At 41.5% G+C, this 15,471-nt stretch carries 7 protein-coding genes; 5 read left to right on the top strand and 2 right to left on the bottom strand.

Annotated features, from left to right (window positions below):
• Window positions 1-434 precede the first annotated feature (434 nt).
• The 4 genes from NQ546_RS08135 to NQ546_RS08120 all read left to right on the top strand — a co-directional run bounded on the left by NQ546_RS08135 (window position 435) and on the right by NQ546_RS08120 (window position 10,040).
• Window positions 435-3,500, top strand: coding sequence for a SusC/RagA family TonB-linked outer membrane protein (locus NQ546_RS08135; protein ID WP_021940051.1), 3,066 nt, complete (start codon window positions 435-437; stop codon window positions 3,498-3,500).
• 15 nt (window positions 3,501-3,515) lie between these two features.
• Window positions 3,516-5,462, top strand: coding sequence for a RagB/SusD family nutrient uptake outer membrane protein (locus NQ546_RS08130; RefSeq protein ID WP_004289623.1), 1,947 nt, complete (start codon window positions 3,516-3,518; stop codon window positions 5,460-5,462).
• Window positions 5,463-5,559: 97 nt separating this feature from the next.
• Entirely contained in the window at window positions 5,560-8,019 is a 2,460-nt protein-coding gene (locus tag NQ546_RS08125) for a glycosyl hydrolase 115 family protein (RefSeq protein ID WP_021940050.1), read from the top strand.
• Window positions 8,020-8,027: 8 nt separating this feature from the next.
• Window positions 8,028-10,040: a glycosyl hydrolase family 67 middle domain-containing protein gene (locus tag NQ546_RS08120; RefSeq protein ID WP_021940049.1), complete on the top strand. Its 2,013-nt coding sequence runs from the start codon at window positions 8,028-8,030 to the stop codon at window positions 10,038-10,040.
• Between the two features lie 232 nt (window positions 10,041-10,272).
• Here the strand turns inward: NQ546_RS08120 and NQ546_RS08115 are convergent, their stop codons facing one another.
• Both NQ546_RS08115 and NQ546_RS08110 read right to left on the bottom strand, forming a co-directional pair.
• The gene (locus NQ546_RS08115) at window positions 10,273-11,382 is read right to left on the bottom strand and encodes an endo-1,4-beta-xylanase (RefSeq protein WP_004289618.1); all 1,110 of its coding nucleotides are present in this window, start codon (window positions 11,380-11,382) and stop codon (window positions 10,273-10,275) included.
• A gap of 52 nt (window positions 11,383-11,434) precedes the next feature.
• Entirely contained in the window at window positions 11,435-13,306 is a 1,872-nt protein-coding gene (locus NQ546_RS08110; RefSeq protein ID WP_004289617.1) for a sialate O-acetylesterase, read from the bottom strand.
• A gap of 447 nt (window positions 13,307-13,753) precedes the next feature.
• Between NQ546_RS08110 and NQ546_RS08105 the strand changes: the two genes are divergently transcribed.
• Entirely contained in the window at window positions 13,754-15,463 is a 1,710-nt protein-coding gene (locus NQ546_RS08105) for a GH35 family beta-galactosidase (RefSeq protein WP_004289616.1), read from the top strand.
• Window positions 15,464-15,471: the final 8 nt, after the last annotated feature.

The raw sequence follows: 15,471 nt of genomic DNA, 5'->3' as shown, positions 1-15,471 counted from the left end.
ATTAGATACAAAAGTGCGACAAAGATAAACAAAAAGCAATTTATTCCGATACATATCTAGTTTTTGTGATTAAAAACTTTACTTATTTACAAAACACAAAAAAAATAATTTTAATTATTTTTATCTCCATATTCCCCTTTATCACATCTTTTTTCGTCAATGTAACATATACAAAAAAGAATGTAACGCAAATAAAAACTCATGTTACAAAAAGCAAAATACAGGTATCATTCATAGCCTATTGTCTATTAAATGATTAATATTTTTGCTTATACCAAAAGTTGAGGATATATTCCTCACTTCGCTGTTAACTAATGTAGAGAATCAAAACAAATGTCTAACACAAAAAAGATAGCATATGAAAACATAAAAAGAACCTTAATGAGTCTACACTTTGATTTAACATTTTTATTCAATTAAAACCTTGTTTTTTTATGAAATGCACAACTTATTATTTTAGGCCTTTGGGGCTATTATTGTTACTCTGCCTGATACCTCTGTGCAGTATTGCTCAGAATATCATGGTAAAGGGTATTGTGAAAGATAATTTCGGTGAACCGGTTATTGGCGCCAACGTAACAGAAAAAGGAACAACCAATGGTATGATAACCGATTTGGACGGAAACTTCTCGTTGACTGTACAGAAAAACGCAACTTTAGTAATTTCTTATATTGGATATGTCACACAAGAGATTGCTATCAAAGGGAACACTAATCTTAACATTACATTAAAAGAAGATTCCAAAGCATTGGAGGAAGTAGTAGTTATTGGTTACGGTACGGCAAGAAAATCAGATGTAACGGGGTCTATCGCATCAGTAGGCGGCGATAAATTGCAAGAAATGCCTTCTACAAATATTACATACGCCTTGCAAAATCGTGTAGCCGGTGTGGACATGACGCAGACGTCTTCACAGCCTGGTGCTACCATGCAAATCCGTATTCGTGGTACTCGTTCACTAACAGCTTCTAATGACCCGTTAGTAGTATTGGATGGTATTCCTTTTATGGGAAACTTGTCTGATATCAACCCCGGTGACATTAAAAGTATGGATATTCTGAAAGACGCTTCTTCCACAGCTATTTATGGTTCACGTGGTGCCAATGGTGTCATTTTAATCACAACGAACAGAGGAGCACAAGGTACACCCGCCAAATTTACATATAATGGTTATGTAGGTGCAAAATCTGTATTCTCTAAATATCCGATGATGGACGGACCAAAATATGCTGAGATGCGTAAATATGCCGGTAAATTCGAAAACTCCTTAGACGAATCAGACGATACAAATACTGACTGGCAGGATCTTCTATACCGCACAGGTATGGTAAACAGCCATGATGTCAGCGTAGCTGGTGGCACAAACAATGGAAGTTACAGTTTTGGTGCGGCCTACTATAAAGATCAGGGCGTTATTCCTACACAGAATTACACCCGTTACTCATTACGAGGCTCATTTGACCAAGGCGTAGGTAAATACTTCCGTTTCGGATTAACGACTAATAGCAATTACAATATAACCAAAGGTTCTAATGTCGGCCCGTATAGCGTACTTAACAACACTCCGCTCGCCAACCCATACAATGCAGACGGAAGCCTGAAGAGAACAGTTAAGCTCAACAGTCAGGATGAAAACTTTGTTGTAACACGTGACCTGGTAGAAGATTTAGAAGATAGTTGGTTGAATGAGAAGAAAGGTTTTGGTACCTATAACAACCTTTTTGCAGAAGTACAATGCCCATGGGTTAAAGGTTTAAAATATCGTGTCAACCTAGGTCTGAACTACCGTTCTACCAAAGGTGGTGTCTTTACTGGTGAAGGTATAAACAGTTCAACTGCTGATACTCCTTCTACTGCATCTCTGGAACACACAGAAACAACTAATTGGGCAGTAGAGAACCTAATAACTTACGACCGTACATTTGGTAAGCACCAGCTGAACATCGTAGGTATGTATTCTGCTGAGGAAACCGTTTACACCAAATCGCATATTGCTGCACGTGACATTCCTGCAGAATATTTGCAATACTATAATTTAGGTCGTGCAGAAGGCAATATTACAGTTAATCCGGACAATTGGGATTACCAGAAAAGCGGTTTGATGTCTTGGATGGGACGTGCCATGTACACCTACGATAACCGCTATATGTTGATGGCAACTGTTCGTGCCGATGCATCTTCCCGCTTGGCAAAAGGTCATCAATGGCATACATACCCGGCTGTATCTGCAGGTTGGAATATTGGTCAAGAGTCATTTATGGATGACCTTGAATGGTTAGATATCCTTAAAGTACGCGTGGGATACGGACAAACTTCCAATCAGGCCGTAAACCCATATTCCACATGGGGAAAATTATCTACACGTCCTTATAACTTCGGACCTACTGGCTATGCTACCGGCTACTATGTTTCTGCATTGCCGAATTATGATTTAGGTTGGGAATATTCTTCTACATGGAACTTCGGTTTGGATTTCACTTTGTTTGGCGGTCGCTTATCGGGAACATTTGAATATTACATTCAGAAGACATCCGATTTGTTGCAAAACGTTAATCTTCCTTCAACTTCAGGTGTAAGCAGTTATGTAGGTAACGTAGGAAAGACCGAAAATAAAGGTGTGGAATTTACTTTAAACGGGACAATTCTTGACAACCACAACGGATGGACTTGGGATGCAAGTATTAATATATCAGCAAACCGCAATAAACTGACAGAATTAGCATCCGGAGCAGATCGTGATGAAGCCAACAACTGGTTTGTCGGCCATCCTATTGATGCAATTTATGACTATGAAAAAATAGGTCTATGGCAAGAAGGTGACCCTTATCTTGATATCTTGGAACCAGGCGGAAACGTTGGTATGATTAAAGTAAAATATACCGGTGAATATAATGAAGATGGTACCCCTGTCCGTCAGATCGGACCAGACGACCGCCAAATTATCAGTATGGAACCGAAATTCACAGGTGGTTTCAGCACACGCGTTGCCTATAAGGGATTTGATCTGAATGTCATCACAGCGTTTAAATGTGGTGGAAAACTCATCAGTACATTGCATCACTCCAACGGTTATCTGAATATGCTGACCGGTCGTAGAGGTCAAGTAGATGTGGACTATTGGACAGAAGAAAACACCAATGCCAAATATCCGAAGCCGGGTGGTATCCAAAGTGGTGATAATCCCAAATATGGTAGTACATTAGGCTATTTTGACGCTTCTTATTGGAAAGTCCGCAACATTTCTTTAGGTTACAAATTCGATGAACAGAAATGGCTGAAGAATTTTGGTATCCAAAGCTTGCGTGCCTATGTATCAATACAGAACCCGTTTGTTATATGTTCTCCATTCCATAAAGAAACAGGTCTGGATCCGGAAACCAACTCTTATGGCAATGAGAATGTGGCAGTAACAAGTGGCATTCAAAGACGCTTCTTGACTGTGGGAACCAATGCTCCTTCCACACGTAATTATTTATTCGGCATTAACTTGACATTCTAATTAAGCTTTGAAACTATGAAACCAACATTTACTAATATAAGAGTTCTAGGAACTACGGCATTAGCCTTAATCTTTGCAACTTCTTGCTCAGATATTCTGGACGAACAGCCACGTAGTATTTATGAACCAACCTTCTTTCAAACTGAAAGAGGTGTAGAAGGTGGTATAACTTCCATGTATGCACACTTACGTTACATTTACGGACAAGCATACTATTACAATTCTTGTTTGACAGGAACGGATGAAGCAACTTATGCTCAATCCGCTGATGGAAACTTTAAAGACGCCGACTTATCAGGCGTAGGAAGTTTGACAGCTAGTAGCAGTCGTTCGGATGTATTGTGGGGAACAGCTTTCTCTAATATCAATACAGCTAATGGTGTTATTGAAAATGGATCTAAAGTAGGTGTTTCTGATGCACTTCTCGCTGAAGCACATTTCTTCCGCGGTATGGACTATTTTTTATTGGTACAGACTTTCGGCGGTGTGCCATTGGATTTGGGTGCCGGTGAATTAAAATTCAACATATCAACTTCACGTACTTCCGTACGTAACACCGTTCCTGAAGTGTACACTAAAGCAGTTTTTCCCGATTTAAAGACAGCTGTCACCGAATTGCCGGATAAACCTCGCGTAACAGGTGGGGTTACTAAGACTGTAGCGCGTTTATACTTGTCAAAAGCATATCTGACTTATGGTTGGTGGTTGGAAAATCCTAATAATATTCCAACATATCCGGAATGTAACCGCACAGATCCCGATGGACACGATGCAGCATGGTATTATCAGCAAGCTTATGATATTGCAACTGAAGCTATTGACAATCCTGGCCCATATGGTTTGATGGAAAGTTTCTACCAAGTTAACGCCGGCCCATACGATCGTAACAAAGAAATTCTGTTATATGCAGATCATACGCAAGAAGATGAATATTACAATGGTGGTAGCTTGACTTATGGTAGCGGTGGCGCTCCTGATAACTTTGCAGGCTGGATGATGAATTGGAACTACACAGACATCCAAGCTAAAGACAAAGATGGTAATACTATTTCACCCGTAATTCGTGTCGCAGAACAAGCCTATGGACGCCCATGGACTCGTATGGCTCCTCCTCATGGTGTATTCACAAAAACGTTTAAGGATAAAGCCAAAGATTCCCGCTACGACGGAACATTTACAACTGTTTACCGCGGTAACTGGTCTACAAATGGAAAAGATTGGACAACCGTTATAGGAGCTAATGGCATGGAAGTAACTGAAGGAGAACCGTTATTAAAGTTCCTCTCTGAAGATGATCCCAGCATTCAATATCCGGATGGTGCAGGCAATAGCAATACTGGAGCAGGAGTTATAGCAGGATACAGTTATTATGTTATGGGCCCCAGTGCAATCAGCCGCCGCGTATATCCAGGTCTTTGGAAACTTGGTCCCTATCGTACAGATAACGGTACTGGCGCAGGCCAGCCGAATGCCGGTAGCACACGTCCATACAATATTGCCAAGTTCTCCGAACTTTACCTTATTGCAGCAGAAGCTGCAGTAAAAGGTGCAACAACTAAGCCTGATAAGAGTGCGCGTGAATTAGTTAATGTTTTACGCGATCGTGCTGGAAAATGGACATTCAGTAATGCAGAAAACGAAGAAATGGACGAGGACTATGGTTCTCAATTAACAGCTGAAACTCCGGCAACAATTGACATCAATTTCATCCTAGATGAACGTTCACGTGAATTCTATGGTGAGGGTTATCGTTGGTTCGACCTTGTCCGCACACAAAAGTGGAACGAATATGCCGATAGCTACGAAATCTGCGGAGATAATAAAGGGGATCGCAACATCGTTACTTATACGCGTACTATCAAACCCGGACATTATTTACGTCCTATCCCACAAGGACAACTTGACGGTATGGAAATGAGTGCTGACGAGAAAAAGAACTACCAAAATCCTGAATACAGATAACTGTCTTTTTAGGATAAGTTCGCAATAGGTATTCATCGAAACCGCTTGTAGATGTCCCAAGGTATCTGCAAGCGGTTTTTTTATAAATATTGATATTATGAAAAAATATAACTTTTGTATTATTTTATTTTTAGCAAGTATGTGTTGGCAGTTACCGCTAAAAGCTGCCGAACGTTTTGTAACAAATGACGGTGTCGGTTTTGAATGGATACAGAAAGACAAGTCTTGTCCGATATTGGTAGATAATGAAGAGTACAAAGGAGTACTGAGAGCCATTACAAATTTACAGACAGATGCACAAGCAGTAACCAACGTAAAGCCCTTTATAACAAATACCGTTACAGAAAAGCGAGTATTGATTATCGGTTCTATTGACCGTAGCAACTGGATAAAACGACTTATATCATCGGGAAAAATTCCAGCCGACGAATTAAAAGGGAAACGTGAGAAATACATTCTATGTACTATTAAACAGCCACTGGAAGGAGTGGAAGAAGCCGTAGTGATTGCAGGTAGTGATAAAAGAGGCACCATCTATGGCATCTATGAACTGTCTTCTCAAATGGGCGTATCCCCTTGGTACTATTGGGCAGATGTTCCTGTAAAACGCCAAAATAATATTTCAATTCTCCCAGGTAGTTATACGGATGGAGAACCAGCCATAGAATACCGAGGAATCTTCTTGAACGACGAATGGCCTGCCTTGGGAAACTGGACACAAAAAGCCTTTGGCGGCTTCAACAGCCAGTTTTATGAAAAAGTTTTTGAACTCATACTTCGTTTGAAAGGTAACTTCATGTGGCCTGCCATGTGGGCCAGCGCTTTCTATGATGATGATGTGCAAAATGGAGTATTGGCAGATGAAATGGGAATTGTAATGGGAACTTCCCACCATGAGCCGATGGGATTAGCTCAACAAGACTGGAAGCGTCGCGGAACAGGCGCCTGGGATTATACCCAAAATGCCACCGTACTCCGGGATTTCTGGACAAAAGGAATGGAACGTTGTAAAGATTGGGAGTCTGTAATTACCATAGGTATGCGCGGAGATGGCGATATGCCGATGAGCAAAGATGCCAATATTGATCTATTACAGAATATTGTCAAAGACCAACGTAAAATCATAACTAAAGTTACAGGCAAGAAGATTTCCGCAACTCCTCAAGTATGGGCACTATATAAAGAAGTACAAGAGTATTACGACAAGGGGATGCGTGTCCCTGATGACATCACATTATTGCTTTGCGATGACAATTGGGGCAATGTAAGAAAACTGCCTTCATTAACAGATAAACCCCGTAAAGGTGGCTATGGTATGTATTACCACTTTGACTATGTAGGTGGCCCCAGAAACTACAAATGGCTAAACTGCAATCAGGTGGAACGCGTATGGGAACAGATGAATCTCTGTTATGAGTACGGTGTCAGGAAACTTTGGATCGTAAATGTAGGTGACTTGAAACCTATGGAGTATCCCATCCAATTTTTCCTTGATATGGCTTGGCGGCCTGAAGCTTTCAATCCTAATAATATATTCGAACATACCATAACCTTTGCTGCACAACAATTCGGCGAAGAGCATGCCAAAGAGATAGCAGACATTATTAAACTTTACAGCAAATATGCACGTAGAGTCACTCCCGAGCTACTGAATGCAAATACATATCAGTTCAGCTATGATGAATGGCCTACCGTTGTCAGAGAATGGAATAATTTGGAACTGCGAGCCTTGAGAGTCTATCAGAAACTCGATCCCCGTTGGTATGATGCATATGAAGAACTCGTCCTATTCCCAATTCAAGCTATGCAGAACATCTACGAAATGTATTACTCCGTAGCGATGAATGCTAAAGCAGAATCCCCAACAGAAATCAACTATTGGGCACAGCGCGTTGAAAAGCTATACGAAAGAGACTCCTTGCTTTGTGCTCATTATAACCATGAAATCGCAAATGGAAAATGGGATCATATGATGGATCAGGTACACATCGGATACACCTATTGGCAACAACCTGAAAAACAAGTTATGCCCAAGGTGAAAAAATCCGATGAAGCCGCTTACTTATGCCATAAGGAAACCGATGGATACATTTCTATAGAAGCAGGTAACTTCAAAAACAACCACAAGGCTACCGTAATTCCCGACCTCGGCAAAACAGAATGTGCTGTCACTACTCTGCCTGCTTCCGTAACTCCGGATAATGCCTATGTAGAATACGAAATCGAAACTGTATCTTCAGGTAAAGCAAAACTAAGCATATTGCTTGCTCCCACCCTGAACTTCAATGCAAACAAAGGACTATGCTTTGCCATTAGCGTAGACGGTGGACAAGAACAGATTATTAATTTCAACGGTCATTATAGTGGTAAAGTCGGCCCATGGCAAGCTGCCAGCATCATCAAAACAGATATGGAAGTTGATTTTGGGCAAGCCGGCAGACATGACCTTCGTTTCAGGTTTGTAGATCCAGGCGTTGTAATGGAAAAAATGCTTATAGATTTCGGTGGTCTCAAATCATCATACCTCGGAGCTCCCTCTTCTAAATTAATTAAATAAATGCCTATATGAAGAACATTAAAACTTTTATTATTATTATTTTTTCCATACTGAATTTCTCGGCATGCAATACTCCCGAGCCTATAGACCAGGATGGAACCATGCTTTGGCTGGCAAACGGACGAAGCTATGAAGAAGTGTTGGGTTCGGTTGAGACCCGGATAGACAGTGCTCTTTCCAAAGAAGAGTATCACATTTACAATGCCGATGGCAAACGCTATATCGATGGCGGTTCGCAAGCGGCAATCCGCTATGGAGTGTATGCCCTGCAAAGGGCAGAGGTCCTCGGTAAAGCCAATACCGACCTGGATATTCACGAAAAACCATATTACGAATACCGTATTCTCAACCATTGGGACAATCTTGATGATACTGTGGAAAGAGGTTATGCCGGACTATCCATGTGGGAATGGACAGCAAAAGAAATTCCCGCAAAGAGAATCCACCACTATGGTGAGCTCTGTGCCTCTGTGGGGTTGAACGGTGCTGTCCTCAACAACGTCAATGCCAATCCTCTTATCTTGGACAAAGAACATATCGAAAGAGTCGCTCAAATAGCCAACATACTCAGAGAATATGGCATAACCACCTACCTCTCCATCAAATGGACAAGTCCTATCACTCTTGACGGATTAAAATCAGGAGATCCTCTTGATCCAAAGGTACGTCAGTGGTGGAAAAATAAAGCATCTGAAATCTACGCTGCCATTCCCGATTTCGGTGGTTTTCTCGTAAAGGCAAATTCCGAAGGGCAGGCCGGTCCGCAAGATTATGGTCGGACCCATGCCGACGGCGCAAATATGCTTGCTGAGGCAGTAGCTCCCTATGGCGGAATCATTATGTGGAGAGCCTTCGTATACAGCCCTAGCAGCAGCGACAGAGCCAATCAGGCTGTAGAAGAATTCAAATCACTTGACGGACAATTTGCAGACAACGTTATTATCCAAATAAAAAACGGTCCTATTGATTTTCAGCCACGTGAACCTTTCAGTCCTTTATTCGGACAGCTATACAACACTCCCATGATGATGGAATTCCAAATTACTCAAGAATATTTGGGATTCTCCAATCATCTCGTCTACCATGGCACTACTTATGAAGAATGTCTCGACAGTGATACTTATAGAGACGGAAAAGGTTCGACCGTAGCGAAAATGGTTAAAGCCATTGCAGGTGTTGCAAATACCGGTCAAGAGCCTAATTTCTGCGGTTACATATTCGCTCAATCCAATTGGTATGCTTTCGGCCGCCTTGCCTGGAATCCTACATTAAGCGCTGAACAGATTGCAGATGAATGGGCACGCCAGACTTTCATCAAACCCAAAGGAATGACATCCACAGCTTATGAACAGAAATTTCTTATCCCTGTCAAGGATATGATGATGAGCTCCCGCGAGACAGCCGTAAATTACATGATGCCACTTGGATTCCATCATATATTTGGCGGTTCGCATTATGGGCCGGGACCATGGGAAAATAGTATAAGACGTCCCGACTGGTCGCCTATATTCTATCATAAAGCAGACAAAGACGGAGTGGGATTTGACCGCACACGCAACGGTTCTGCTAATGTAGACCAATACCATGAACCGCTGGCTTCACAATTCAATTCACTGGAAACCTGTCCTGAAAATCTTCTTCTTTGGTTCCATCATCTTCCATGGAACTATAAACTTTCTTCAGGTAGAGAACTTTGGGACGAGATATGCCTGCATTATGACAAAGGTATCTCGCAAGTTGAGGGATACCAAAAGACATGGGCAAAGCTCAAGCCCTATGTCAGTGAAAGCATATTTAATGAGGTATCCGAAAAACTGGATATTCAGAAGAATGACGCCGAATGGTGGAGAGATGCTTGTGTAGGCTATTTCCAAACTTTCTCCAACAAAGAGCTTCCTGCAGGTGTAAGACCTCTGAACGCCCCCATTGATTCCCTAATGAACAGCAGAGTGAAATCCAATCGTTACGGTATGCCTTACCATGATGAAAATCACAAGCCTATCATTATCAAACGTAGTTAAAAACATCTCACCCATGTACAGAACATCCTGTGCATGGGTAGAATGTTTAAAGGATTAAGAACATTTTCATACCTTCTCTTGCAAACAGTAAGCAAAGGTAAGGGGCTATCCGTCGGACAGCCCCTTTTTATAAAATGTTTTGTGTTTGTCTATATAGGGCATTCTCAATAGCCCTAATCAATGTTTATAACTAACCTATTATCTCAAAAAGTCCTGAAAACATCCTCCAAGTTTATTCCAATATCTTTTTTATAAAGTCTTTCGGCTGATAATCACGATCGAAGAGCAAAGCATAATCCTTACGGCCTCTCACAGGGAAACCGTTCTTCCAAGAATCACCGTCACTTACCCCCCAGGCAGTTACACGACTCACAAAATCGGAATGTTTAATGAAGAGATTTAAGAAATCAGACATACGATTGTTCCATTGTTGGGAAACGCTATCGGGCAAAGATTCCGGATAGGGATTCAGCATCTTTTTATACGCAACCGTATCGGATACATTGGCAGTACGTTTCAAGGTAGGCAATGCAGACATATCCCATTCTGTTATCATTACCTTAGCTCCGGTAGAAGCATAAGCAAGCATACTCTCCTCAAAATCTGTCAAAGAAGGGTAATCCAGACCGACATGGCCCTGCATACCGATAGCATCGACACGAAGTCCTTTCGATTTCATGTCATTTACAAGCTTCACAACAGTTGCACGCTTCCCTGCTTCATGCATATTATAGTCATTATAATATAATTCGGCTTCAGGATCAGCCTCATGCGCATACTGGAAAGCGAGAGGAATAAATTCTTCTCCCAAGATTTCATAGAACTTACTCTTACGATAGGAACCGTCTTCAAGGATAGCCTCGTTCACAACATCCCACCCCTTAACACGTCCTTTATAGCGGCTGACAATAGTCGTGATATGATCTTTCAACCGTTGCTTCAGCACCTCCGGAGCAACATTATTGCCATCCTTGTCAACACAGAACCAGGGAGCAAGTTGAGAATGCCAAACCAAGCAATGACCAATTATATACATTCCATTGTCTTCACCAAATTTTACGAATTCATCCGCCTGACTGAAATCGTAACGGTCTTCCTCCGGATGAATGGTCTGGCACTTCATACAGTTCTCCGCAACAACTGAATTAAAGTGGCGTTTTACGATCTTAACTGCCGCGGTATCCACACCAGAAGATTGGCGGGTATTCAGTGCCACACCTACCAAAAATTTATCACCCAACACTCCTTTCAAAGAAGCATCATTTTCCGTCGTAACACGAGTAGTGCACGAGCTTAAAGCCAAGCCCGCCAACACTGCCAATAGCGTTTTTCGGTTTTTCATGTTAGTTCTTAATTTATAATTATTATTCAGATAGTAATTTTCAAATAGTTTATTACCAATTATCAGTTCTAAAAGGCGATGCCAGCAATCCTTCTTTATTGCACAGATTGGCATCCTCCGGATTATTACTCCAAGCATAACGTACTGCCACCGGATTCTTCACAAGCTCACTGCTCACCACTACTTTATTGCCACGTATCACAGCATCTGCCCACACAAATTTTCGGTCTTCACCTGCAATAGCAAAATGCTTAAGCTCCTTCCCCTTACAAGTCAGTCCGCGACCTGTTTCAGTAAAAGTCAGAATTATTTTATCCCCTTCCACTTTCATTTCCTTATACAAAGGGCCGGAAGCAGTAACTTTTTCTCCATACACAAGCCTACGGGCTCCCAGGAAAAGCCGCTGTGCAACCGCTTTCTTATTCAAAGGATGTATGTCATTCCATTCGCCCACATCATAAGTTACCGCCAATGCAGTATGCGGTACATTCAATGCTGTTTTAAACTGAGCCTCACGTATTCTTGCCCATCCACTATCGGAAGGTTTATCACTCTTCTCCATATAATTGGGTAATTGCACCAGTAAGAAAGGCATATCAGGCATTTTCCAAAGCTCCCGCCAGTTCTGAATCAAAGCCTCCAATAAAGAAGCATACGTCTGCGAACGACCGGAATTACTTTCGCCTTGGTACCAAATGGCACCTTTCACCTGATAATTACTAATCGGATGGATCATTCCATTATAGAGTCCGGAACCTGCCTTCTTAAGATTCTTAAGTTTCCCGGCATATTTCATCACTTCATTCTGATTAATACCTATCTTATATTTCCATGTACCGGTAAGATCTACTTCTGCATCATCCCCTACGATCTTATACTTTTTATCTTTTACAAAACCGCCATTGGAAGAATTAGCTGTAAGTCTTACGGCTATCACATTTTCACCTTGTGTCAGAACTCCTGCCGGAATATCATATTTACGAGGAGGGTAAGTGTAGGAAGTGAAACCAACGAAAGTCCCATTCACAAAGACAGAATCACTGTCAACCATCCTTCCCATATAAAGGCGCGCATGTCTTCCCACCATTGATTCGGGAACACGAAACTCTTTTCTATACCATATAGTACCTTTTATACGGATACCATTCTCCTGCCAATATCCCGGCACATCCATTGTTGCCCAATCTGTGTCATCAAACTTCTTCTGTTGCCAACTGCCTGCTCCCTTATCTTGCTGTGCCAATTTCATACTGTCCAAAGCAGCCTTATCAAAACAAAGCTCCGGGAATGTTTTCAGATGTTCCTGACTTATCCAGCTTTCTATGGCAGAACCTCCTAAACTGGAAACCAACATTCCTACAGGTACTTTATATTTATTGTATGCCTCTTGAGCAAAGAAATATGCCAATGAGGTCCAGTTCAACACATCGGAAGCTATGCCCGAATACCAGCCGGCATTACCCGCGATTTCATCTTTCAGTTCTCCTACTGAATTCTGCGTAGGTACTTTATAATGCCGTATCATGTGATTGTTAGATACATTAATTTCAGGAAACATCTCCGTCAGACGTGCAATAGGAGTTTCCTGATTGGACTGGCCGGAACAAAGCCAAACATCCCCCACCAGAACGTCACGAATAGCAAGTTCATTCACTTCCAAAAGAAAAGGGCCGCCTGCCTGCTGCGGCGGCAGAAGAACCAACCAATTTCCCTTTGCATCAGCTTCCGTATTATAATGCTTTCCCCGAAAACGTACAGTTACTTTCTCTCCGGGAGAAGCCCAGCCCCATATTTTTAATTCCGTATCACGTTGCAACACCATTCTGTCACTTACCAAACGAGGAAGTCTGACTTTAGCCGAAAGCGGCAGCGAAGCCGTACAAGCCAACAAAACAAGGCTAACAATAAAAAATATCCTTTTCATATTTGTATTAGAATTATTTACAGGTCAAAATTAGACAATCCTTCTGATACGGACCACCAAGTACGTAACACTTTCTTTAATAGGGATTACAAGTTCACCCTCAATGTTACCTTTTCTTTTTTCTATGTAACACCCCCATTAAAATTCATCATATCAGCGCCTCAAACCGCAGAATATATTGTCATATAACAACTGTAAATTTCAGCCAGATGTTTTTCCAAATTTTATAATCCATGATCCGATTTCAAAAACAGCATCCACAAATGCAGCATCCAGATGCTTCATAAAGCTTAAAAGCTACAAATAAAACATATCATAGTGAAGAATGTAACATATAAAACAAAAGATGTAACATACAACAAGTTTTGTGATACATATTCTAAAGTAAATTAAAAAGTAGTTGACTACCTTTGTAAAGTTTCATCAAACAGCCTATTTGAGAACTATATGAAGAAATTAATTCTATTTCTAATTTTAAACTGTTTAGCCATTGAATACATCATTGGTCAAAACAGTTTTTTACAAAAACAAGGAACCGCCACTCAGCTAGTAGTGCATGGAATGCCTTTCCTTATATTAGGAGGAGAATTAGGCAATTCATCTGCTGCTTGTCCGCAAGATATCGAACGTATTTTCCCGAAACTTAAAAAGATGGGCTTGAACACCGTATTGGTTCCCGTCTATTGGGATCTGACAGAACCGGTTGAAGGACAATTCGACTTCACGCTTACAGACAAAGCACTGCAACAAGCACGAGAGAATGATCTCAAAATTGTTTTTTTATGGTTCGGTGCCTGGAAAAATTCAATGAGTTGCTACGCACCTTTGTGGTTTAAAGAAAACCACAAGAAGTATCCACGTGCATATACCCAGAGCGGAAAGCCTCTTGAAATAGCCAGCGCTTTTTCCGAGGCTGTATACGAAGCCGATCATCGTGCATTTTCCCAATGGATGCAACACATAGCAACGGTCGACAAGGAGGAAGGCACAGTGATTATGATACAAATAGAAAATGAAATCGGCATGCTGGAAGATGCTCGTGACTATTCACGTGAAGCCAATAAGATATTCAACGCTCCTGTACCGGCTGAATTCATGACCTATCTACAGAAAAACAAAAAGGCGCTTCATCCGCAAATGTTGAAAAAATGGGAAAGTCAAGGATGTAAAAAGCAAGGCAATTGGCAAGAAGTATTCGGGGCAGACATCTACACCGATGAAATCTTCATGGCATGGCACTATGCCAAATATGTGGAAGGACTGGCACAAACAGCCCGTTCCATCTATAACATCCCACTATATGTCAATGCGGCAATGAACAGTAGAGGGCGCAAACCGGGTGAATATCCCTCCGCCGGTCCTTTGGCACATTTAATTGATGTATGGCATTGCGGAGCACCCAGCATCGATATTCTTGCACCCGACCTGTATGATAATGGATTCACAGACTGGGTAGCACGATATAAGTTACACAACAATCCTTTGTTCATTCCGGAGATCCGTCTGACAGATAATAACAGTGTCCGGGCATTTTATATTTTTGGCGAACACGATGCCATTGGCATCAGTCCATTTTCAATAGAAGACGGTTCCGACTCTCCTAACTCGCCATTAGTCCAAAGCTATGCCAAATTAACGGAGTTAATGCCTTTACTCACCAAATATCAGGGTAAAGGATTAATGAAAGGGTTACTTTTTGACAGTGAAAACAAAGAACGCATCATCGCAGATGATGATTTGACCATAACCGCCCGACATTTCTTCACTCTCCCTTGGGATCCACGCGCCACAAATGGCAGTATATGGCCCGAAGGCGGCGGTATTTTATTAAAGCTCTCTAAAAATGAATATATCGTAGCCGGCAGTGGCATCGTTCTGGAATTTGCCAAAACGTCAGAAAAGCAAACGATTGAAAAACAAAAGCAGTTGGAAGAAGACGGATTTGCTTTGAGAAATGACCAAATAAAAACGAAACATGACAAATTCAAAGGAATGCGTTGCGGCATCGGATATGTGGATGAAGTTAAAGTAGACAAAGACGGCAAGCTTCATTATGTCCGTCGGCTCAATGGAGACCAGGATCATCAGGGGCGCCATGTACGCATTTCTGTAGGAGACTTCAAGATATTACATGTACAACTGTACGAATATCAATAAACATGACA

This window comes from Bacteroides eggerthii (genome assembly GCF_025146565.1).
Classification (GTDB): Bacteria; Bacteroidota; Bacteroidia; order Bacteroidales; family Bacteroidaceae; genus Bacteroides; species Bacteroides eggerthii.
Note: the sequence above shows the minus strand (reverse complement) of the source record. Positions and strands in the feature narration are given on the sequence as shown.

Coding starts and splice junctions, on each gene's coding strand:
- NQ546_RS08135 (WP_021940051.1), top strand. CDS start 435: ATGAAATGCACAACTTATTATTTTAGGCCTTTGGGGCTATTATTGTTA.
- NQ546_RS08130 (WP_004289623.1), top strand. CDS start 3,516: ATGAAACCAACATTTACTAATATAAGAGTTCTAGGAACTACGGCATTA.
- NQ546_RS08125 (WP_021940050.1), top strand. CDS start 5,560: ATGAAAAAATATAACTTTTGTATTATTTTATTTTTAGCAAGTATGTGT.
- NQ546_RS08120 (WP_021940049.1), top strand. CDS start 8,028: ATGAAGAACATTAAAACTTTTATTATTATTATTTTTTCCATACTGAAT.
- NQ546_RS08115 (WP_004289618.1), bottom strand. CDS start 11,382: ATGAAAAACCGAAAAACGCTATTGGCAGTGTTGGCGGGCTTGGCTTTA.
- NQ546_RS08110 (WP_004289617.1), bottom strand. CDS start 13,306: ATGAAAAGGATATTTTTTATTGTTAGCCTTGTTTTGTTGGCTTGTACG.
- NQ546_RS08105 (WP_004289616.1), top strand. CDS start 13,754: ATGAAGAAATTAATTCTATTTCTAATTTTAAACTGTTTAGCCATTGAA.